General features: G+C 46.5%; 17 protein-coding genes. 7 read left to right on the top strand and 10 right to left on the bottom strand.

Annotation, left to right across the window (positions count from 1 at the left end; translation table 11 throughout):
* Window positions 1-470: 470 nt before the first annotated feature.
* From ACO4R2_RS06185 to ACO4R2_RS06165, 5 genes are all read right to left on the bottom strand, one after another.
* Window positions 471-3434, bottom strand: coding sequence for a helicase C-terminal domain-containing protein (locus ACO4R2_RS06185; RefSeq protein WP_484769579.1), 2964 nt, complete (start codon window positions 3432-3434; stop codon window positions 471-473).
* Complete coding sequence (locus ACO4R2_RS06180) at window positions 3431-5212, bottom strand: phospholipase D family protein (protein WP_484769578.1); 1782 nt, start codon at window positions 5210-5212, stop codon at window positions 3431-3433. The genes ACO4R2_RS06185 and ACO4R2_RS06180 overlap by 4 nt, the downstream gene beginning before the upstream one ends.
* On the bottom strand, window positions 5209-6384 hold the full coding sequence (locus ACO4R2_RS06175) for a DUF6361 family protein (protein WP_484769577.1): 1176 nt from the start codon (window positions 6382-6384) through the stop codon (window positions 5209-5211). Before ACO4R2_RS06175 ends, ACO4R2_RS06180 begins: the two co-directional genes overlap by 4 nt.
* Before the next feature lie 158 nt (window positions 6385-6542).
* Window positions 6543-7256: a type IX secretion/gliding motility protein PorT/SprT gene (porT, locus tag ACO4R2_RS06170; protein ID WP_484769576.1), complete on the bottom strand. Its 714-nt coding sequence runs from the start codon at window positions 7254-7256 to the stop codon at window positions 6543-6545.
* A gap of 206 nt (window positions 7257-7462) precedes the next feature.
* On the bottom strand, window positions 7463-7633 hold the full coding sequence (locus ACO4R2_RS06165; RefSeq protein ID WP_183697900.1) for a DUF362 domain-containing protein: 171 nt from the start codon (window positions 7631-7633) through the stop codon (window positions 7463-7465).
* A gap of 270 nt (window positions 7634-7903) precedes the next feature.
* Here ACO4R2_RS06165 and ACO4R2_RS06160 point away from each other — a divergent pair, with 270 nt between their 5' ends.
* From ACO4R2_RS06160 to ACO4R2_RS06140, 5 genes are read left to right on the top strand one after another with little or no spacing between them, the layout of a single operon-like run.
* A complete protein-coding gene (locus tag ACO4R2_RS06160) occupies window positions 7904-8704 on the top strand; it encodes a polyphosphate polymerase domain-containing protein (protein WP_311490607.1) in 801 nt (266 codons plus the stop codon).
* 14 nt (window positions 8705-8718) lie between these two features.
* On the top strand, window positions 8719-9411 hold the full coding sequence (locus ACO4R2_RS06155; RefSeq protein WP_484769575.1) for a DUF4956 domain-containing protein: 693 nt from the start codon (window positions 8719-8721) through the stop codon (window positions 9409-9411).
* Window positions 9404-10225 (top strand): DUF2490 domain-containing protein, encoded by an 822-nt coding sequence (locus ACO4R2_RS06150; protein WP_484769574.1) that lies wholly within the window; start codon window positions 9404-9406, stop codon window positions 10223-10225. The genes ACO4R2_RS06155 and ACO4R2_RS06150 overlap by 8 nt, the downstream gene beginning before the upstream one ends.
* 18 nt (window positions 10226-10243) lie before the next feature.
* Window positions 10244-10702: a T9SS type A sorting domain-containing protein gene (locus tag ACO4R2_RS06145; RefSeq protein ID WP_484769573.1), complete on the top strand. Its 459-nt coding sequence runs from the start codon at window positions 10244-10246 to the stop codon at window positions 10700-10702.
* Complete coding sequence (locus tag ACO4R2_RS06140; protein ID WP_484769572.1) at window positions 10699-11928, top strand: carbohydrate-binding domain-containing protein; 1230 nt, start codon at window positions 10699-10701, stop codon at window positions 11926-11928. The genes ACO4R2_RS06145 and ACO4R2_RS06140 overlap by 4 nt, the downstream gene beginning before the upstream one ends.
* 810 nt (window positions 11929-12738) lie before the next feature.
* Here the strand turns inward: ACO4R2_RS06140 and ACO4R2_RS06135 are convergent.
* The 4 genes from ACO4R2_RS06135 to ACO4R2_RS06120 all read right to left on the bottom strand — a co-directional run bounded on the left by ACO4R2_RS06135 (window position 12739) and on the right by ACO4R2_RS06120 (window position 15052).
* Window positions 12739-13437, bottom strand: a complete 699-nt coding sequence (locus ACO4R2_RS06135; protein WP_484769571.1) for a hypothetical protein — start codon at window positions 13435-13437, stop codon at window positions 12739-12741.
* A 110-nt stretch (window positions 13438-13547) separates the two neighbouring features.
* Window positions 13548-14387, bottom strand: coding sequence for a BRO-N domain-containing protein (locus tag ACO4R2_RS06130; RefSeq protein ID WP_484769570.1), 840 nt, complete (start codon window positions 14385-14387; stop codon window positions 13548-13550).
* A gap of 80 nt (window positions 14388-14467) precedes the next feature.
* Window positions 14468-14812, bottom strand: coding sequence for a hypothetical protein (locus ACO4R2_RS06125; protein ID WP_484769569.1), 345 nt, complete (start codon window positions 14810-14812; stop codon window positions 14468-14470).
* Between the two features lie 12 nt (window positions 14813-14824).
* Window positions 14825-15052, bottom strand: a complete 228-nt coding sequence (locus ACO4R2_RS06120) for a hypothetical protein (protein WP_484769568.1) — start codon at window positions 15050-15052, stop codon at window positions 14825-14827.
* Between the two features lie 1090 nt (window positions 15053-16142).
* On the opposite strand from ACO4R2_RS06120, the gene ACO4R2_RS06115 reads away from it, so the two are divergent.
* The gene (locus ACO4R2_RS06115; RefSeq protein WP_009348446.1) at window positions 16143-16385 is read left to right on the top strand and encodes a DUF4160 domain-containing protein; all 243 of its coding nucleotides are present in this window, start codon (window positions 16143-16145) and stop codon (window positions 16383-16385) included.
* Window positions 16386-16387: 2 nt separating this feature from the next.
* Complete coding sequence (locus ACO4R2_RS06110; protein WP_484769567.1) at window positions 16388-16789, top strand: DUF2442 domain-containing protein; 402 nt, start codon at window positions 16388-16390, stop codon at window positions 16787-16789.
* A gap of 118 nt (window positions 16790-16907) precedes the next feature.
* Here ACO4R2_RS06110 and purL read toward each other — a convergent pair whose 3' ends face one another.
* Window positions 16908-20609, bottom strand: a complete 3702-nt coding sequence (gene purL / locus ACO4R2_RS06105) for a phosphoribosylformylglycinamidine synthase (protein ID WP_484769566.1) — start codon at window positions 20607-20609, stop codon at window positions 16908-16910.
* Window positions 20610-20819: the final 210 nt, after the last annotated feature.

The following is a 20819-nucleotide window of genomic DNA, read 5'->3' as shown; positions in this document are numbered from 1 at the left end:
TCACCCGCGGTTACGCATGGTGCGCCTCCGCCGGAGGCGTGAGTTATTTTTGTCCACTATTTCTTTGCGATCTCCCTCCTTTTGTGTACCTATCACCTTTTATCGGAATGTTCTCATCCACTGTTCCCGGCGGGGACACCCCATGCTTAACCGCGAGTGATGCCCGAGCAGAACGAGGGAGAACCCGTGGGTAAGTGATATAGAACTTTCCGACACCGCCTGTGTCGCACTGCATCCACGTTGCCGCTAACTCTGTCATTCGCTCCAGTGCTTTTTCTACACCCTTTCTGAAGGAGCAGAAAAGGTGCGATAGAGCGCGGCGTAAATATCCTTATAGCGTTTGAAAATACAATAAGGGCGTCAGCTGACAGCCTTATTGTGTCAGCTGACGCAATAAGGATATTTTTTGCTTCAGTAAGTTGATGTGTTAGTTGTTTATAATCAGTGGTTTATGTGTGCGGGGTGTGAGGCTACTTTTGCTTCTGCCTGTTATAGGGGCAGAGATCAATGGTGAGTTCCTTGTGTTGCTTATCTGATAGGTGCATATTTTTCAAGAGGTTTAATAGTTCCTCTTGGCGGGGTTGCCCTAAAGTCATACGATACCAAGTGAGCACATCGATGAGGCGTTGGTATTTATATTTGTCGCGACTGAGTGGGTAGAGCGGCACTATTCGTTCGATGCGTTCGAGCTTTTCGCGCTGTTCCTCTGTGAATTGGTCCATCGGTAAGCACCAGTAGGGAACAATCTCGGAATAGCTACCTTTCAATTCGGCGTATCCCATGTCGAAGAGTTCGTCCCACGTGTGATAAGTTTCACTACTGTATAGTTTTGCTACATTTCTGCGAATGGCCAAACATTTATAGCGGTTGATGCGGCCTTCACGTTGCTCGAGATCAACGGGGTTGGAGGGGAGATTCCAATGCACTATCTTGCGGGCGTACCAATGGAAGTCCAATCCTTCTTGCCCAATGGATGTGGTGGAAAGGATGAAAGGACGGAAAGGTGAGTTGAAAGCCATGCGAATGTTTTTGGAGCGCGCCACGGATTTGTCTGTGATGGTCTTGTCGATAAAAGGAATGGCGAAGTGGCAGCGCATCTGCAGTTTTTTCTCCTCCTTCTCCAAGGACTCCTTGGTGTCGATGCTCAGATTGCTGGTGCCGATAATCGCCTCGGTGATGCTTTCGCCCAAGAAGTCGGTTTCTAGCATGTGGGCATACTCATCAAGCACAGCTTGCAAGTTGCCCACGGCGCAGTAGTCGAGGACGGATTCGTAATACTTCTCCTCGCTTTTTTTGCTGTATAGAACATCAATAACGGCAGCACTTTCGGGTTTGTTGAAAACCGAAATAATGGCTTTAGCCACCTTTTGGGCGTCATCTTTATTCTTTGATTTTCGGTAGGCGCAGACAGCCGGCGAGGCGATGGCGATATTTGTCAGAACGTCTAAAGCATTGGGCGGTATGTACAGATTGCTTATGTCTTCGGGCGTCTCCCTATCGAGAATCTTCATGATAGTGAGGAGGTTTTCTGCTTTGTTTGGTCCGCGTTGTGGTAGCGAACTGAGCAGTTCGTGTTCGGAAAATTTCTGTTGAATCCTTTGCTTGATTTCTTTTCGAATGGTAGAAAGTTCTTTGCCGTAGAAATCGGCAGGGGAGAAGACAGAAGCCAGTGTTTGGCAAGGATATTCTAAAAGATTATCAGCTTTCAAACGATTCTCACCATAACGATTCTTCTTCTGGGCGGTATAGCGTATTTGCTTATCGCTTTCTCTCAATTTGCCAAAAGTGTAAAGTTCCTCGTAGTAGGACATCATCACGGAAATCATTCTGGGTACCATTTCCCATGAAGAGAAGAGTAGAATCTTAGAAAAACTTTTGGCTTCGTCAGTCTCAAAAACGCCTTCCGCCTTATAGTAGGGATAAGAAGCCGGAACCCACAGCAAGAATTGTGTTTTCTTTTCGCGGTGTGCCCCGAAAATGAGGTCGTGGAGATAGTTTAGTTTGCCGCTGCCGGCTTTTATAGGCCTATATTTGTTGATGGCCGACTTGGAGAGCAGCAGCGTATCCATCTTGTGATGTTTTTTTGCATCAGATTGTTGTAGAGCCTTCACTATTTTTTCCTTCAGTTCGTATTTGTCCATGAAGGAAAGCAGATACGGCGAAGATTTGACATACTCCATCGGAACATTTCCTAAGCGATTTTTAGGATTCTCCTCCGAAAGAGAATCCATCAGCTTTTGGCATTCAGCAAAGGAAAGAATGTCCTCAGGAAGTACCTGCACATCCTCCACATGGTCATCATTGATGATATGACTATTGAAACGCTCCGTGCGGCACATCACGCTGTATAGTTGTTCTTCCGCCGAGTTTTTTGCCGTGATAATTGGTTGCAAATTGACCACATCGGTGCGTTTGAGCGCAGCAGAATAGCGTTGCCAGATGAGCTGGAACTGTTTTGTCTTGTCTTTGCTGGCAAAGAGAAAATCCATCACTTTCACGAAGTCGTTGTAATGTTCATCCTTGCCGTCAGTGTTGAGCTCTTCGAGTGTAGAATAAGGTTTGTAGGGAGTGGCCGAAAGCAGCAGAATCTTCGTGTTGGAGCGTTTGTCGTCGAAGAACTTGTTTGCCAGCATAGATTGTTCGTCCTCGCCCTGTTCCAAGAGCGAGTTGAAACGTTGGAACTCATCCATGACAACTAAGTCGGGATCGAGCATATCAATACTTATCTCTGCAAAGATGCGGCGCAGCGTGTTGATGATGGAAGAGCGTTGTTGATAGTCACAACCATTTTGGGCGCACTCCAAGAGTTGGTTCACTGTTTCGTTGGAGAGCTTTGTTTGTAGTTTTTTATGGATCTCTTGTAGATAGTCCTCTCCACATTGTTGGATGGAGGAGTTGTAGCTCTTGATAAGTTCTTGCCAATGTTTTACGCCACAACTGAGAAATTTCTGCACTTCACTTTTATGGACAGTAAAGCAATCCATCCGGCACAAGATATTACAAATCAAAGCGCGTTCTTTGGCTATGCCTTGCGCACTATAGAAGCGGAAAGAGGTGGACGGAGTGAGCGGAATGATGGATTCGGGCATATTTCCCGTGCTCTGCTGCTGAGCGATGCGCTTTTCGGCTAACTTAATGTGGAGGTGCTGCATAGAAAGCCGGCTATCGCTGATGCTCATGCAGTTGTCAATGCCTAATTTCTTTATGTTTTGGTCGGCTATGTTTGCATTAGAACAGATATAGACCACTTTGAAGAAATCATCGTTCATCTCCTTGTGCCACTCTCTCACCAGCTGGATGACCTGTCGGGCAACAAAGGTTTTGCCCAACCCCACTTCATCGGCCAACAACACACGGCGATGCCCCAAATCTTTATAGATGTGGAGAATGCGTTCGGCAGTGGCGCGCTGGAAATCTTTTATGTCTTGGCTCATAAGCGTTTGATCTGTTGGATAACTTTTTCAAAAGTTTCGTACATCTTTTTGAAATTCCCTGGGATCACCTTTTCTTCTGCCTTATCGAGGAGTTGCCGAATGGCAGCGATACGGTCGGGGTTGATGTAGGCTTTTCTGACCATATCTTCGTAGAGAGAAGTGCAGATTATTTGTTCCAAGGAGGAAGCTTTGTCGCTGTTGTTTTCGGTTTCCAACAGCTGAGTCTCCACGATGTATTGTTCTATGTCGTCGGTGAGCATGAAGGAAAGATAGTTGATGAACTTTGCCTTGGTGTTGATAATAGAGCGGAAAATAGCTTTGTCGCGTTCTTCAGGCATTCCAGTTGTTGGAATTTTTATCACACGGCGTAAGTCGCCTGTTTGGATGACATAGAACTCAGTGAGCATTGATAGCTCCAAATCAGTAAATACTATTCCATCAGCTAAGTTTGATTCTATTCCTTCGCACCCTAAAGGATAGAGAGAAAGGGACTGTTTGGGGAGTTGGTTTTGGCGGCAGTGAATGGTGACGGAATAAAGAGAGTTGCACGGCTTTATTTCTGCTTCTTGTATGGCAGCAATGGCAGTGCGCAGTACTATTTCGTTGGGTACGTCTTCCTTTGTTGTATCATCATCGGGGATTGCTACCACCTTTTCAAACATACATTCATCGCTGTCATTGATCAATTCGCTGCGATATTTGCTATAAGATGTTTTATAGGGAGAAAACTGCAACTGGAGTAGGAACTCAACATTGCGTCCAAAACCATTTGTCGTAGCATTGGTAGAACCAAGATAGAGGCGGTTATAACTTTGGTTGCCTTCTTGAGAGCGAATGAAATACACTTTTTCGTGCAAGTCTACTATCACGTCTTTTTCCTCTTTGTCCGTCAAAATATCTTTTGGCGTATAGATGCCATCATTGAACATTTGTATCATATCTGGCTTGATGGAAGAGTGTCTTGTGATCAAAGTTTTCTTTGCGTTGGGAGTACAGTTCACCATTTTCTTGAGCACGTTGTGGTCTACAAACGGAGAGATGATGAGCATCTCCGCCGCGTGCTTCAAGATGTTTTGTTCTAAGCATGCTGTGGTTCCATCGTGCTGGGAGATACCCATAGGAAAGAAGCTGTAGTCTTCAAAGGGAGAGTCCTCTAAATTGAATCTTTCGATGTAACGAATGTCTTTGCAAATGGCTTTTATTTTCTTCTCCATCGTAGGGCTATCGACTTTAGCGATGAGCCATGTGAGGAAGTCGGCAAGTGGGGCGTGTTTTTCCTGTGCCTTCTTAGTGGCAGGTTCCGTTTCGATTTTCCCAACCATTTCGCACACTACATCCAAATCGTGCGAACAGGTTAGATTGCGCGAGAGTACTACCAGCTTGATTTGTTTTTCGCCCGTTTCGGGATTTGTCTCTTTGATGACCCATACTTTCGGGTGGAAGTTGATGTAGCCGTTACCTTTATTGGGCAAAGTCACTTGCACAATGCTGCGTTCCAGAAGTGAGTATAACTTGGAGTTGGCTGGTGGTACTGCAATGCACCCTGCATTACAGAACACTGCAAATTTATCCGCGGAGCGGTTGATGGTTTCTAAAATGAAGTGTGGTGAGCGCATGGTGTCCTCGGTCAAGTCTACCATGGTTCCCAACATGAAAGGAACAGAAAGCAGCGTAGGCATATCCAGACTATAAGTGGTACAGATTGCATAATCCACTACAAAGCCATCGCTCTGCATCACTTCGGTATAGACAATATCATTCCATAAAGTATCCGTCATGGTTTTATGTCTTTTCTTAGTTCATCCGCAAAAATCTTCACTGTTTCCCATCGATAGGAAAGTTTGTAGAAGTGGATGCGTTTTTTAGGATTGTAGGTGTAAGCAGGATTTCCTATTTTTCGGCGCGACTTCTTGATGTCTCTCTCACGCTTGATGATGAGTTGATCCAAGGCGCCTCCCGCTTGCGTTTCGTTGGCAAAGAGTTGTTCCGTAATGTTTTTACAAAATCTCTTACTGCTATTCTCACTGATGGTAATAGCATTTAGAACCTTGTCGATATCTGTGCCGCTATTGCGAAATTCCGCGAGCTTCTCCTCAAAGAGCGTGCGCAATTCTTCGTCTTGATATTGAGAGAAAATATAGTTGTAGCGAATATGTATCATGTACATAAAGTCGGCGAAGCGCCTCGCTAAGTCTTGAGTTTCTGCTAAATCTGCGGGAAGAAGAGCGGCCGGGATTTGCTCAAAAGTTTCAGCTATCGGGAAATCTGGATTGTCCACAATGTAGCGCAACAAAGAGTTTTTGCACTCTTTGGCATTAAGAATATGGTCAATGATAAAAGCTTTATCCTCCGCAGTGAGGTCTAAAGAACACCGCTGCGTGAAATCATAATCAACATTGGGGAAGGAGCAGAACTGAAAGATATTGGGCTTTTCTCCCGTGTCATTATTCGTGTCTTCATCCTCGCTCTTGATAGCTTTTGGTTCATTGTGAAGAGCTTTTGAAGCCGAATAGATAAGCTCGTACAATTGCGTGCTACGTAAGATTTCAAAGGTTTGCAGCCCCGTATTGTAGATGTAGGCGGGGTCGTATTTTACATAATTATTGGAGTTCTTATTGATCATGTCGCTCCCCGTAATGCCCCGTTTGTCTGTGCTTCCCTCATAGAGGTTTTTTGTCATAATTTTCTCCAACCGTATTATTTCAGTTTTCACTTCATTGGGGCGATTGTAGCGTTTCTCCGTAGCTTTGCGATAGAGCTGCGGCATGAGCGAAAAGTATTTTATATGTTTTTGCAGGGTGGATACACCTGGAAACATCTTGTCGGCAAAAGCGTCTCGAATACGCCCAATACCCAGCTCCTCAAGTGCGACCGACTCCGAAGTCATCTTCAAAACTTGCAACACTCGAGCCTGTTCTTCTTTGTTGCTATGTATATATCCCAGTTTCATTTTGTTTCTCGTAGTAGTGTCTTAAAAGTGTCTACATTTACAGTAGCGGTAGTTGAGAGGCGATATGTAATTGCTATACTCAGCACTTACAGATGAAATGCTCAATTATTAACATCTTCGTTTTCTCTCTCTTCGGTTCTTGCAGGGATGTTAAGGCTCTACTCAAAGTAGAAGCAGAGGGAGACCATGTTGAAAGTGGCACGGTCAACGCTTTGTGTGAAGAGATATTGTGAAGAATCGGTCAGGTCAGGGCGATTCTTACGGAGAATATTGTTGAGGCCGAAGCTGAATTTGAGTTCGGGGATGAGCTTGAAGTAGGGGAGGTAGAGGTCGCAACCGAGACCTATTTCAAGGGTTGTGGTGTAGGGAGTGGAGCGAAGCAGTGTTTGTTTGCCGCTCGTGAGGTCATACATGGGCGCGATTCCAGCAATCACGTAGGGGCGGTAGTTGTTGAAGCGGGGGCCGGATACTTTTAGGTCGATGGGCGTTCCGATGTAACAGGACTTCATGTCTTGTGTCTTGGTTTCTCCATCTGAGAGGTTGCGGAATTTGATGTGTTTCGAACCGAAATGGAGTCCCGGACTGAGGCGCAGGTTTAGCCAAGAGGCCAGTTTCCAATCGCCCAAGATGCCTACGCTGAAGCCGAAGTTCTGCCCATCGTTCTCCGCCGTCCATTGTGCTCCCGAATTGGGGTCGATGTGGCCACTATTTTGCAGTCTTATACCTTGATCGTGAACGCCAACGAAGAAACCGTAATGGAATTGCCGCTCATCGATGTAGGGCTTGTTCTGGATTTTGCGCTCTTGGGCGATGCCGTTCAGAGCGAACAGCATAGCGAGCAGTAGGCAATATATGTGTTTGAGTGGAGTCATATCTCTAAACTTAACGGCGGGTCGCGGTATTTATTGTGTATGCTCTGCCCTTCTAGAATGTGTAGTTTGAAACGCACTGTTCCTAATCAGAAAGGAACATGAGAAGAAGAACGGTATGCTTTTGTAGTGGCGCGATAAAAAAAGAACGGCTCCAAGTCCATATTAGACTTGAGCCGTTGAGTCTGTTGTTTTGTTGAAACAGAGGATTACTCGCCTGGAGCGATTGCGCCTGATGGGCAAACGTCTGCACAAGTACCGCAGTCAACACAAGAGTTAGGATCAATAGAGTAACGATCGCCTTCGGAAATTGCGCCGGAGGGACATTCGTCGATGCAAGTGCCGCATGCAACGCAGTCTTCGCTAATTACATAAGCCATAGTAGTAAAAATTAAAAATTTAAATTGTTGTTATGTTATGTTTCCAAAAGGAAATGGACTGCAAAGTTAGTGGTTCGCTCGAAACTCTCAAAACTTTTTCTGCTTTTTTATGAAAGAAAGGACGTATAGCAGTTTTCTGATGGTTGGAGCATGGGAGAATATGTTTTTTTTGCTTCTTCTACTTGTCGTTTTCATAGAAAGTGTTTGCGGACAAGGCGTTTTTAACTATTTTTGCGACTTGAATTCACATTCATATACATAAGGAATGTCATGACAGACCACCAAACACAAAAACTAAGGAGTATTGTGCAGACAATGTCGCCTATTTCTCTGGAGGAAATGTCCTCCATACGCCTCATGAAGCGTATGGATCAAAAGTTTGTTACCGATGCGAATACGCTGATATGCCTACTCGCGCTGCTCCATGAGGACTATTTCTGTCAGGAAGTGAAAGGGTTGCGCATCACCTCGTATCGCACTGTGTATTGGGACGAACTTACCGAGCATCTTCTCTATCATACTCACGAAACAGGCCGCTTACCACGCATGAAGGTAAGGGCACGAACGTATGTGGAATCGAAGCTGTCGTTTTTAGAAATAAAAAAGAAAAATAATCACGGTAAGACACGAAAGAAACGTATAGAAGTGCCCTCCATTCAAGCCGTTGCCGAAGAGGGAGTTGGGGAAGAATTTCTCAACGAACAAACGGGGCTTTCGTTTGCCAATCTCGCTCCGGCCGTGGGAAACCGCTTTCAACGCATCACGCTGGTGAACCGTGCGAAGACGGAGCGTCTGACGATAGATTTTAACCTCCATTTTGACAATTTTGAGACGCAACGCCGAGCTGCTCTTGAGAACGTTGCCGTCATAGAACTCAAGCGCGATGGCCGCGTGGCTTCGCCCGTGCTCGACCACCTTCGCCTTTTGCGCATCAAGCCCAGCGGATTTAGCAAATACTGTATTGGTTCGGCACTTACCAACGATGCCTTGCGACAAAATCTCATCAAAGAAAAACTACATACCATTCAGCGCATCGCTATGCGAGGAGCTGAAGACAATCCAACGATATAAATTTAAAAAACATCATGATTCTCTTAACTAACATCTCTGAGCTTCTCACTCCTCTCGACCCTGAAGAAACTTTCGCAGGGCTTGAACTTCTCAAATTAAGCCTTAGCTTTGGCCTTAACTTCTTAATGGTATGGGTCATCTGCCATTTCCTCTATTATCCAAAAGGTCATCGCCGCGACTACTATTTCACGTTTATCCTTCTGAGTGTGGCCATCTTCATGATGATTTATCTGATGAATGGATCGCAGATGGAGATTGGTGCTGCATTGGGACTTTTTGCCGTATTCGGTATTTTGCGCTATCGCACAGAGAGTGTGCCCATTCGCGAGATGACCTATCTTTTCTATCTCGTTGCAATCTCTGTGGTGAATGGCTCCACGGACCACATGGACCTCTTGGAGAAACTCATGGCAAACGTAATCTTTCTCGGTGTGGTATGGGGGTCAGAGCGTTTTGCCTTGCAAAATAAAGTGGGATGCAAGTACGTGAAGTATGATAATATCAAACTCATCACCCCCGACAAGAGCGAAGAACTCAAGGCCGACTTAGAAAAGCGACTCGGCGTGAAGGTTCAGCGTGTGGAAGTGGGAGCTGTGGATTTCATCAAAGATATGACCATGCTCCGTGTCTATTATATCGACAATTCCGACCGCCTAAAGACTGTGGATCACATGACTAACCTCAAAGACGACAATGCGTTTGAATAAAACATTTATATTACTGGTAGCCACCATGCTGTCGCTGCCCGCTGCCGCCGATGATTTCGGCCTTTGGCCCGAAGTGGGCGTAGAGAAAAAGTTGGGGCGCTTCTCTGTTGAGGCTTCTGCTGGCATGCGCTTCGATGATGCTGTGAGCCGCCTCACGCGCACCGATTTGGGCGTAGGAGTGGACTATAAGCTCCTTAAGTTTCTGAAACTCGGTGTGGGATACGACTTCATTCGCGATTATACTGGACCAGAGGAGGAAGTTCACTACAACAGTTCCAAAGGGATGAACGGCTACGACGTGAAACAGTCCTATTGGCGCACAAAGCATCGCTTCCATTTCGATGCTACAGGAAAATACCGTGTGGGACGTTTTACCTTCTCTCTGCGCGAACGCTATCAGCTCACTCGTAACATGGCTGTCACGGTGACGGAGAACAAATACCGCGGCATAGTGTCCGATCCCGCCACCTATGAGGGAGCAACCTATCAAGGCTCTTTCAACGACAACGTCTATGCTTACAGAGAGAGCAAAACAAAGGAAAAAGATGCTAAAACAAAACATTTCTTGCGTTCACGCCTCGGAGTGTCGTACAACATAGCGCGCTGTCCCATCACGCCTTTCACCTCCTTTGAGATTAGCAACAATTTGGCAAATGGCTTTTCTCTCGACAAACGCCGCTGGATTCTGGGCGCCGATTGGAAGGTGGCGCGCCAGCACTCTGTTTCCTTGGCTTATGTCTTCACCAATGGCGATGATGGCGACAATGATGCCAACTCCTTCGCCATCAATGTTGGCTATACTTTCAGTTTTTAAGATTCTATACTCTCGCTTATGCAACGTATTTTTACCCTCGCTGCCTTTTTGCTCCTCACGATGGGCGCAAAGGCACAAACTTATAGCTATCTGACGTTCCAGCATACAGATGGAACGCAGAAAAGCCTAACCGCCAATGGTTTGAAGATAACATTTTCTGGAAACACACTGACCGCCACCAGCATGGAAGGAACAACCACACTGGCTCTGACGGATCTCTCCAAGATGTTCTTCACCTCCGAAGTGTCTGGTGTTCTCAATCCCACAGATGGGCAAACGCTCGTCACGATAGGGGAGGGAAGCGTCAGCGTGTCGGCTCCAGTGGGCACCACCATTCGTGTGTATACCACTGACGGTCGTTTGCTCACCACCTTCCGCAAGCGTTGGAACGGGACAGAAGAGATATGCGCTGGTTTGGAGCGCGGTCTCTACCTCGTCAGTGTTGGCAGTGTCACCTCTAAAGTTTACATCCGATGAAAAAGCTTTTTCTCCTTTTGATCACAATGTGTTGCGCCTTGGCAGTTGAGGCACAAACACTCAATATCTACCAAGGTTCGGTTTGCGTGGGCGTTTCAGCCGCCGATGCCGCCGATATGACCTACGACAACGGTACAACGCTGACCGTTGCAGGGCGCACATATACCATTGCCGATATTGATTCCATCGTTGTCAATAGCCGCCCCGTCACGGCAGGGCAGGTGGAAGTGTCATACTCCAACGGCGGTGCGCGCGTGTTTATGGCGGGCGATGTTGCCCCTTATCTGACGACCTCCGTCAGTGGTGCGCACGTGAGCATCACGGCAGCCGCAGGTCTGACGCAGGAAGTCAACTACGTTCTGAGCGGAACAAGCTCCGATGGTAGTTTCACGCAAACGGGTAGTTATAAGATGCGGCTCACGCTCCAAGGGGTGGATCTCACTTCTTCCTCTGGTGCTGCCATCAATGTGCAGAACGGCAAGCGCATCAAAGTGGTGCTGGCTGATGGAACGACCAACGCGCTGACCGATGCCGCTTCTGGCTCTCAGAAAGCCTGCTTCTATGTTCGCGGACACGCCGAAATTGCGGGTGGTGGCACGCTGACGCTAACAGGTCGCAAAGCACACGCCTTTGCTTCTGGCGAATACACCGAACTGCATTCTTCTCTGGGGCATATCTATGTGGCTTCTGCGGTGACGGATGGTTTCCATATTGGGCAGTATTTCCGTATGGCAGGAGGAAAACTCACGATTGCAGGCGTAAAATCAGATGCTATCGATGTGGCGGCAACAAACCATTCCACGGATGAGAACAACGGACAAGTGAAGATCTCTGGCGGAACGCTGACGATAGCTCTCGATGCTGCCCATGATGTGAAGGGACTCAAAGCTGACAGTCTGATAACGATCAGCGGAGGTAACATTACCATCACTGGTACGGGCAACGGACAAAAAGGCATAAAGACTACAACCAACTTGCTGGTGAACAACGCCTCGGGAACTGCACCAACCCTTACTATCACGCTCACGGGTACTACCTACAACAAGGGACAGGCAGATGAGAGCAAGACGCGCGGCATTAAGGTGGATCGCGACTTCACTTTCGATGGTGGAACTATCAACGTCTCCACTCCCGGCCCAAAAGCAAAAGCCGTTGTTGTGGACGGTACTTACTATTACAAGAGTGGCACTATCAACTGCCCCGTTTCTGCTGCAATAGTTGGCTAACGCCCAATTGCTATCGACTTCTTATTCCGAGAGATTTTTAGCCTCGTCTAAAGTCTCTCGGCTTTTGTTTATAAAGAGTTGAGCCGAGCCTATTGCGCATAATTTCTTTTTCTATTACTTTCCCCACGGGTTCAAACTTCGGGTATCACCCGCGGTTACGCATGGTGTGTCCCCTCCAGGGACAGTGGGGACACCCTCGGGATTCCTCCATCTATCTTAGTACACATAATCTCCCTTTACTATCTCAGTTGCACCCTCGCAGAGCAACTTACGCCTCCGGTGGAGGCGCACCATGCTTAACCGCGGGTGATGCCCGAGCAAAGCGAGAGTGAACCCGTGGGGATATGGACTAAGAAACCTCCGACGCCGGCGGCGTCGCACTGAGAGGGGGGAGGGAAGGGGGTGCCTCTCTTTACAGGATGGGGCACAAAAGGGAGAAGACTTTCTCGATACATTAAGTGGATATTAAAAACTAAAAGAGTATATCACAAATACCCCCTAAACGCACGACGGAGTGCAATATATCGGATTGCTCAAAATGAGTGGGTGAAACTTTACGCTTAATTTTACTGTTGAAGATAATAGCGTATCTGATTTCACCGCCAAAAACAAAGCTTTTGCGGAAGGTTATGTGAAAAGGGGATATTACTATACAAGTCCCCGATGATAGTTCAGATATTTATCATCTTAAATATACTGAGAATAGCTGTACGTTTGCGAGGAATGTAGAAAGGACATTTGCAAAGATTGGGTTTGCTTTTATTGAACCGAACCCAACTAATAGGACATAAGAAGAGGGTAGCTTAACGGCTACCCTTTATTATTTCTATTGATTATTACATTTAATAAGCCGATTATTTCATTAGCAAGAGTTCCATTTGTACCACACTGCAAACGAATTATTGGGGTTGAGAGGCTATCTATATTCACTAACACCGTATAATCATGAATAATTTTATCACCTTCCTGTATGATAGTACCGTCCTTCTTTGCGGTAACTCCGCCAGCCAATGCACCTGCACCGCCAAGTAAAACGCCACCGACAACTGCACGTTTCGCCATATTGCCTGTATTTGTTTTAGTTTGAATAGTAGACTTTCCTTTTATAGTTTTAGATGCATCAGAAAGGTTACAACTTAATATGCTGCTCATTGGTAAATCGTTTCCAATAAGCCATATTCTTGAAACTTTTGAGAAAACTAAAATCACATTATCTTTATTATCTTCTAACAATGTGATTTCTTTGTCTATCTGACCATATTTTTCGACAAGCTCAGATTTCCATTTTTTATAGTCTTGTTTTTCTATTTCTTTTTGTTTAGCAAGTTCTATTTTCTTCTCCTCATCTTGCTCTTGCTTAAGTTTCTTCCGTTCTGCTTCTTGGAAAGAAACGACTATCATAAGAATTATTAAGCCTACAGAACCAGCTATAAGAATCCAACCTAATGTATTCCAACCAACAATAAAACATATTGCGATAAAGAACACGAACAATAGTAAATATCCCATATATTTATGTTTTTAGTTATCGTTTACTTTGCGAAAGTATGGATTATTCCATAAATGTGCAAACTATTCTTTATTTTCTTTAATCTCCTGCACTATTATATATAATTTTTCTATGTCTCTTCTTTTTTGTGATTTGGCAATATGTGATCACTTGCCTTTTCTTTTGTTATAACTGAACGTCCGAGTTGCTTTTCCAATTGATTTCGTGCAGCTTTGGCAACACTTCCACCTTGTCTTGCTACCTGATTATGAGTTTTGAAGTCCTTCGGATTATTCTGCTTTGAAATTTCGGTAGCTGATGCTTCTGCAAGGGTATTAAGAGCAAGTTCTACGTTAGTCATATTATCCCTAAGGCTTTCTTTTGTCAATCCTTTCAGCTTCTTATATCCTTTGGTAGTCAACTCACTCCATTCGCGGGTAATTGTATTTGTAAGTATAGCATATAAATTATGCTCTGTTATTCCTCCACGTTTCCATTCGTCAGTTAAGAGCTTTCTTACTTCTATACTTTTCAGACGTTGGTTAATCCACGCATCAGAATACCCTAATCGTTTATAATCCTCTACTGCTTGGTTGATAGAAAGCTCAGGGTCTTGCATTTGGTCTATGCGTGTGCTGGCAACTTGTGCCATCCACTGCTTAAATGGCTCTGCTTTAGGAGACGGTATTGATTGTATTAATCTGAATAGTTGCTCCATATCCGCAACATCTGTCTTTCGCATTTTCCCATCAGCCGCAGGAAGTTTCAAAGCGTTACAATTTGTAACGGTTTCATTTCCCTCCTTTTTGAGACGATTTTTTAACACTCTCCAGTATGTTTGCGGATTATCGCTATCTGTTAATACCGTAACCACATCAACAATAGAAAAGTACCATTTTTCCTCGTCTTCATTCCAAATTGTGCGTACCTTTCGGTCGTCGAATAATTTAACAATGTTCTTGTTTCCCATTTATTAATCTCCTTTCAGTTCGTTCACTATTCTTTCAAGTTTCTCGACAGAAGTTACTTTCTTTAGTTCCCATTGTTCCTCTATGGTAAATCTTTCAGAGTACAAGTACTATAATAAAAAGAAGTTGTTCTCAATGCCGAATGTCCTATTGATACCACATCTGCATTACCTTTATAATATGCATTTCGGTCTGGATACATTTCCATAATTCCAAATTCAACATTATATTTTATAGTATCCCCATACTCCTCTTTACTTTTAATCTTAATAGATGGTACTTCAAAATGGACATAGGTATCTGAGTTAATAGCATCTTCCTTATATTTGTAGTAGATGGCGTTTGTAATAGCTTTTTCTTCTTCACTATCACCACAGCTTGATAAGAAAAATATTCCTACCAATAAAAATAACAGAAACTTCTTCATATTATTCAAAATTTACAAATCGTTTACATATTGTTTCAGTTCCTCCTTTGAAGTAGTATTGAAGAACTTCCCCTGATATCTGATACTTGCAGTAAGTTCATCCCCACCCCCTGCTACTTCATTAGGAGAAACGAACAACTGCCATATAGGGACATTGAGAGCGGTGGCAATTTCTTCTGCTTTTTCTACAAGCAGCTTTCCTGCCACTTGGCGACTCAATGCTTGACGGCTTACGTCCATAGTATCAGCAAGTTGCGAAAGAGTTAACCCTTTTCTTTTAATATTTCTTTTATTCTCATATTGCAAAGATAGCTATTATATTATAATGTAAATACTGAGCCGAGCCTATTGCGCATAGATTCTTTTTCTATTACTTCCCTACGTTTTTCCGTTGTGATATAGAGGCAGATAATGCCCGAAACTCATAATATATAGAGAGAATCGGCTCAAAAAGAGCCTTTTTTTGATGTGTTTTTAGCTCAGCTTGAGCCGATTTATATGAGAAAATCACCAAATTTGCACCGATTTGATTTTTAGTCTATGGATAATAATTACTTTGCAAGAGATAGTATTTCCTCTTCCAAATAGTAAGCATGATCTTCGTGAAGTCCCGCCTCTGGCGGAGGCGCACCATGCTTAACCGCGGGTGATGCCCGAGCAAAGCGAGGGTGAACCCGTGGGGATATGGACTAAGAGACCTCCGACGCCGGCGGCGTCGCACTGCAAGCGAGGAGAGCGAAAGTCAATCATGCAAAGAGCGGGAATCTCACCTGTTCTCTACCCGTAAAAATCATTTTTGTTGTCACGTTGTCACGGATGAAATAATGCGCAGATATACAATAAGCCAGGCGTGTGACAATAAAATTTTTGTTGTCACACTGTTGTCACGCGTATAACACAAACCATTTCAGCGCTTTACCCCTCGAGTGTGACAACGTGACGACGTGACAACACAAAAACAATATCTGGAGAGGAGAGAGATTCTGCCCATATTCAGCTTCCTCTTTTGCCCCCCTCCGCTACAATAAGCGCATCAGCTGACAGGCTTATTCCGTCAGCCGACGCGCTTATTGCATTCTCAAACGCAATAAGGAAATTTGCGCTCAAGTCAGGACGCCTTCTCTCGTAGATATATGGAAATGCTTGCTGGGGTTTGCTCTTGTTTGAGAAGCAAGAGGAGCTGCAAAAGATAGCTATTGAGGTGTTGGCAGATTGGAATGCTGCGGTGAAGCGGAAGAGGCAGGGAGGAGGGCAATAAAAAGTTTTTCAAAAGTTTGTAGGTAATAAATTCATTACCTATATTTGTGGCATAATAAAACAACTAAAGACGATGCCTACGCTTTTCATTCTATTTGGTTTCAAGTTTATGTTCTACTCAAACGATCATACCCCCATTCATATTCACGCAGTTAGAGGAGGAGTAAGTGCCAAGTTTAATGTATTGCCCGATGTCGTGTTGGTAGAAAACAATGGAATGAAACCAGCTGAGTTAAAATTGGTAGAATCAATAGTTGAAGAGAACAAGGACATTATCATTGAACGTTGGAATACGTTCTTTAATGGAAATAAGTGATTATGAAAGTAAAAGTATGGACAACCGACACTGAAATCTGGATTGAGCGTGAGGATGGAACACGAGGCTTTGAACGCTTTGCCGATTATCCACGCTTGAGAGACGCAACGCAAGAGGAGCGGAAAGCTTATGAAGTGCTTCCTTATGGCCTGCACTGGGAAGCTTTGGATGAGGATTTGAGTTTTGAGGGATTTTTCAACAAGAAAGAGCATACCGCCTTATATCGTTTCTTCATGGAGCATCCAGAACTCAATGCTTCTGCCATTGCTCGGCGTTTAGGTATCTCGCAAAGCTTGTTTGCTCAATACATCAGTGGCAATAAGCATCCATCAGCAGAGCGTGAAAAGCAAATTGCCGAGCAGATACGCCATATCGGTGCGGAATTGATGGCTGTAAGTTTGTAGAACAGTATCAGGAAAGGCGCTTTTCTTCTTCTGCCAAACCATTATGGAATAGAAAAATGCGGAAATCTTTTTGAGGGATTTCCGCATTTTTATTTTGTTGAGCGATGGAAGGGAGGACTTATTTGCGCTCCTCAATCCATTTGCGAGCATTCACGAAGGCTTCCACCCAAGGAGTGACCTCGTCGGCGCGGCGTGGCTCGGGATAAGTGCCACACTGCCAGGGGAAGCAAGAGCGTTCGAGGTGCGGCATCATAGCCAGATGGCGCCCATCAGCCGAGCAGATACCTGCCACGCTGTAATCACTGCCGTTGGGATTGCCGGGGTATTCGTCGTAGCTATACTTCAAGACAACGTTGTATTTGTCCTCTGCTTCGGGTAATGAGAATTTGCCTTCGCCGTGTGCTACCCAGATGCCGAGGCGGTCGCCGCTGAGGCTGCCAAACATCACGCTGCGGTTCGTCGGGACAGTAACGCCGAGGAACGTGCTCTCAAACTTGTGGCTGTCGTTGTGAAGCATACGGGCGCGCTGCTTGTGTTCGGGGTTGATGAGGTTGAGTTCCACCATCAATTGGCAACCGTTGCAAACGCCTAAGCTCAAGGTATCCTCACGAGCATAGAAGCGATCAAGCGCTGCCTTTGCTTTGGGATTGAAGAGGAAAGCTCCCGCCCAGCCTTTCGCCGAGCCGAGCACATCGGAGTTGGAGAAACCACCGCAGAACACAATCATATTGATGTCGTCGAGGGTTTCGCGGCCGCTGATGAGGTCGGTCATCATCACGTCCTTTACGTCGAAGCCCGCCAGGTATAAGGAGTAGGCCATTTCGCGCTCACCGTTCGTTCCTTTCTCGCGGATGATGGCAGCGCGGATACCCGTAGGCGTGCGGCGTTCGGGTGTGATGCCGAGGCTCTCAAATGTGCCCTTCCAGTTGGGCTGAACAATGTTGAACTCAATCGGTTGTTGCTTGTAGTTTTCATAACGTTTACGCGCACAGCCGTTGAAACTCTGTTTCGTGTCGAGGATATAGGATGTTTCGTACCAAACATCGCGGAGGTAGTCGATACCAAACTGATAAGTAGCACCATCCTTTGTGGCCAAAATGTGGCGTTCGTCGGTGGGTTGTCCCAGTTTGACGTATGCCACGCCAGCTTCATCGAGCACTTTCTTAAAGGCCGTCTTGTTAGCGTTGCCCACCTGCACCACCACACCAGGGTTTTCAGCGAAGAGCACCTTGATGAGGTCGTCGCACTTAAAGTTGTCGAGGTCGATCTCAAGTCCGCCCTCCGTATTGGCAAAGCACATCTCGAGTAAGCAAGTGATGAGACCGCCCGCACTAATGTCGTGACCCGCCAAGATGAGGCCTTTCTCCACCAATTGCTGAACGGCGTTGAAAGCATCGCGGAAGTATTCGGGATTCTTCACCGTGGGCACATCGCTACCCACCTTCTTCAGCGTTTGGGCAAAGGCCGAGCCGCCGAGGCGTAGGTCGTCGAAACTGAAATCAATGTGATAGAGCGAAGTCTTCGGGTTGTTCTGAACAACGGGGGAAACCACTTTGCGAACATCGCTCACCTCCCCGCCAGCACTCACGATGACCGTACCCGGAGAAATGATTTTCTCACCATTGGGGTATTGCTGTGAGAGCGAAAGACTGTCCTTACCCGTGGGTACATTGATTTGCAGCGCGCAACAGAAGTCGGACAGAGCCTGCACACCTTCGTAGAGACGAGCATCCTCGCCCTTCTGTGAGCGGCAAGGCCACATCCAGTTGGCCGAGAGGGACACGCTGTCGAGTCCCTCAGACAGAGGTGCCCACACGATATTGGTGAGCGATTCGGCCACAGAGAGCACACTGCCCGCAGCAGGGTTGGCCAGTCCGGCTTGCGGCGCATGACCCAGCGCCGTAGCGATACCCTTACGGCCGCGGTAGTCGAGAGCCACCACGCCGCAGTCGCTCAACGGCAGTTGCAGTTCGCCCTGACATTGCTGGCGCGCAATCTTGCCCGTTACCGAACGGTCCACTTTGTTAGTGAGCCAGTCCTTGCAAGCCACCGCCTCCAATTGGAGCACATTGTTGAGATATTCGTTGAGATGACGCGCCTCGTAGGTGGCATCTTCGTAGTGGCGAACAACTGTTTCGTCCACCATGACCGTCTTCGGCGAATGGCCAAACATTTGTGCCACATCGAGGTCGAACGGACGAACGCCGTCTGCTTGCACAAAACTGAAATGAGCATCGCCCGTAGTCTCGCCCACCACATACATTGGTGCGCGTTCGCGTTCCGCAATCTTGCGCACGTGTTCGAGGTGTTTCTGGTCGATGAGGAGGCCCATGCGCTCCTGGCTCTCGTTGGCGATGATTTCCTTAGCCGAGAGTGTCGTATCGCCAATGGGGAGTTTCGCCATGTCGATTTGTCCGCCACATTCTTCCACCAATTCGGAGAGACAGTTCACATGACCTGCCGAGCCGTGGTCGTGGATCGAAACAACGGGGTTTACCTCCTCTTCGCAAAGCGCACGGACAAGGTTGTTGGCGCGCTTCTGCATTTCGGGATTAGCTCGCTGAATGGCGTTGAGTTCTATACCGGAGGAGTAGCGACCCGTATCAACGGAGCTGACACTACCGCCGCCCAAACCGATGCGATAATTGTCGCCACCGACAACCACCACTTTATTGCCTTTCTCCGGCGTGCCTTTGAGGCAATCTCGCTTGGTGCCGTAGCCCACACCTCCGGCCAGCATAATCACTTTGTCGTAGCCGTATTTCTCATTGTTTTCCTGATGCTCAAAAGTAAGCACCGAACCCGCAATAAGCGGTTGGCCGAATTTGTTTCCGAAGTCGGAAGCACCATTCGAAGCCTTGATGAGGATTTGTTCGGGCGTCTGATAGAGCCATTGGCGTACGGGGAGCACATCCTCCCAGGGGCGACCGCCATCCAGGCGCGGGTAGGCCGTCATATAAACAGCCGTACCAGCTATCGGCCAAGAGCCAACGCCACCGCCCATACGGTCGCGGATTTCTCCACCCGTTCCTGTGGCAGCACCGTTGAAGGGCTCCACAGTTGTGGGGAAGTTGTGCGTTTCGGCCTTGAGAGAGATGACACTCTCAATGTCGCGAATGATGAAATAATCGCTCGTAGAATGGTCTGCTGGTGCAAACTGTTCCACAATAGGACCTTGGGCAAATGCCACGTTGTCCTTGTAGGCCGAGATAATCTTATGCGGATTTTCCTTTGTTGTCTTTTTGATGAGGTTGAAGAGCGATGATTCGCGCTCCTTTCCGTCGATGATAAACGTACCGCCGAAGATTTTGTGGCGGCAGTGCTCGCTGTTGATTTGGGCAAAACCGAACACCTCTGAGTCGGTGAGTTTGCGTCCCAATTGTTCTTCCACGTGGTGGAGGTAACCAATCTCTTCGGGGCTGAGTGCCAAACCTTCCTGCTCATTGTAGGCTTCGAGATTTTCTACATACTCAATGGGCGCGGGCTGGTGATGGATGGTGAAGATGTCTTGGTTGAGACCATCATAGAGGCGCTGAAGCATCGGGTCGTGGTCGGCATCCTTGCCTGTCACGGGGAAATACTCCTCTATACGAGAAATGCCGCGGAGACCCATATTCTGAGTAATCTCTACGGCATTCGTACTCCACGGTGTGACCATTTCGCGGCGCGGCCCAACATATTGGCCCGTCAGACTTTCGCCTGATAGCACTTCGGCGTCGCCATAAAGCCAGCAGAGTTCGTTCACTTCGTCAGGGGTGAGCTTGTGATCCACATCGGTGGCAATCACGCTTTTTTCCTTTGTTCTGAAAAAAAGAATCATAGGGGATGATGATTTTGATATTGCAGCAGCGAAGTTACGACGACTTTAGCGCACCTCAAAACTTTCCTCCATTAAAATTTTGCTTCTCTCCTCACCGAGTGCAAAATATCTCCCTTCTGTCCTTCCTCGCAGCTGTTGCGTTTGTACTTTTCGCCTTATCTTTATTGCGCAGAATTATACACTTGTTGCCTTTTTACTGAAAAAAGCAAG

The sequence above is a fragment of the Alloprevotella sp. genome (genome assembly GCF_057240785.1).
This window is presented reverse-complemented; position numbering and strand designations above follow the sequence as displayed.

Excerpts from the sequence above, each read along its gene's own strand:
- ACO4R2_RS06160 (WP_311490607.1), top strand. The coding sequence starts at position 7,904 with ATGACAGACCACCAAACACAAAAACTAAGGAGTATTGTGCAGACAATG.
- ACO4R2_RS06175 (WP_484769577.1), bottom strand. The coding sequence starts at position 6,384 with ATGAAACTGGGATATATACATAGCAACAAAGAAGAACAGGCTCGAGTG.
- ACO4R2_RS06115 (WP_009348446.1), top strand. The coding sequence starts at position 16,143 with ATGCCTACGCTTTTCATTCTATTTGGTTTCAAGTTTATGTTCTACTCA.
- ACO4R2_RS06155 (WP_484769575.1), top strand. The coding sequence starts at position 8,719 with ATGATTCTCTTAACTAACATCTCTGAGCTTCTCACTCCTCTCGACCCT.
- purL (WP_484769566.1), bottom strand. The coding sequence starts at position 20,609 with ATGATTCTTTTTTTCAGAACAAAGGAAAAAAGCGTGATTGCCACCGAT.
- ACO4R2_RS06125 (WP_484769569.1), bottom strand. The coding sequence starts at position 14,812 with ATGAAGAAGTTTCTGTTATTTTTATTGGTAGGAATATTTTTCTTATCA.
- ACO4R2_RS06165 (WP_183697900.1), bottom strand. The coding sequence starts at position 7,633 with ATGGCTTATGTAATTAGCGAAGACTGCGTTGCATGCGGCACTTGCATC.
- ACO4R2_RS06180 (WP_484769578.1), bottom strand. The coding sequence starts at position 5,212 with ATGACGGATACTTTATGGAATGATATTGTCTATACCGAAGTGATGCAG.
- ACO4R2_RS06110 (WP_484769567.1), top strand. The coding sequence starts at position 16,388 with ATGAAAGTAAAAGTATGGACAACCGACACTGAAATCTGGATTGAGCGT.
- ACO4R2_RS06135 (WP_484769571.1), bottom strand. The coding sequence starts at position 13,437 with ATGGGATATTTACTATTGTTCGTGTTCTTTATCGCAATATGTTTTATT.
- ACO4R2_RS06140 (WP_484769572.1), top strand. The coding sequence starts at position 10,699 with ATGAAAAAGCTTTTTCTCCTTTTGATCACAATGTGTTGCGCCTTGGCA.
- porT (WP_484769576.1), bottom strand. The coding sequence starts at position 7,256 with ATGACTCCACTCAAACACATATATTGCCTACTGCTCGCTATGCTGTTC.
- ACO4R2_RS06145 (WP_484769573.1), top strand. The coding sequence starts at position 10,244 with ATGCAACGTATTTTTACCCTCGCTGCCTTTTTGCTCCTCACGATGGGC.
- ACO4R2_RS06185 (WP_484769579.1), bottom strand. The coding sequence starts at position 3,434 with ATGAGCCAAGACATAAAAGATTTCCAGCGCGCCACTGCCGAACGCATT.
- ACO4R2_RS06130 (WP_484769570.1), bottom strand. The coding sequence starts at position 14,387 with ATGGGAAACAAGAACATTGTTAAATTATTCGACGACCGAAAGGTACGC.
- ACO4R2_RS06120 (WP_484769568.1), bottom strand. The coding sequence starts at position 15,052 with ATGGACGTAAGCCGTCAAGCATTGAGTCGCCAAGTGGCAGGAAAGCTG.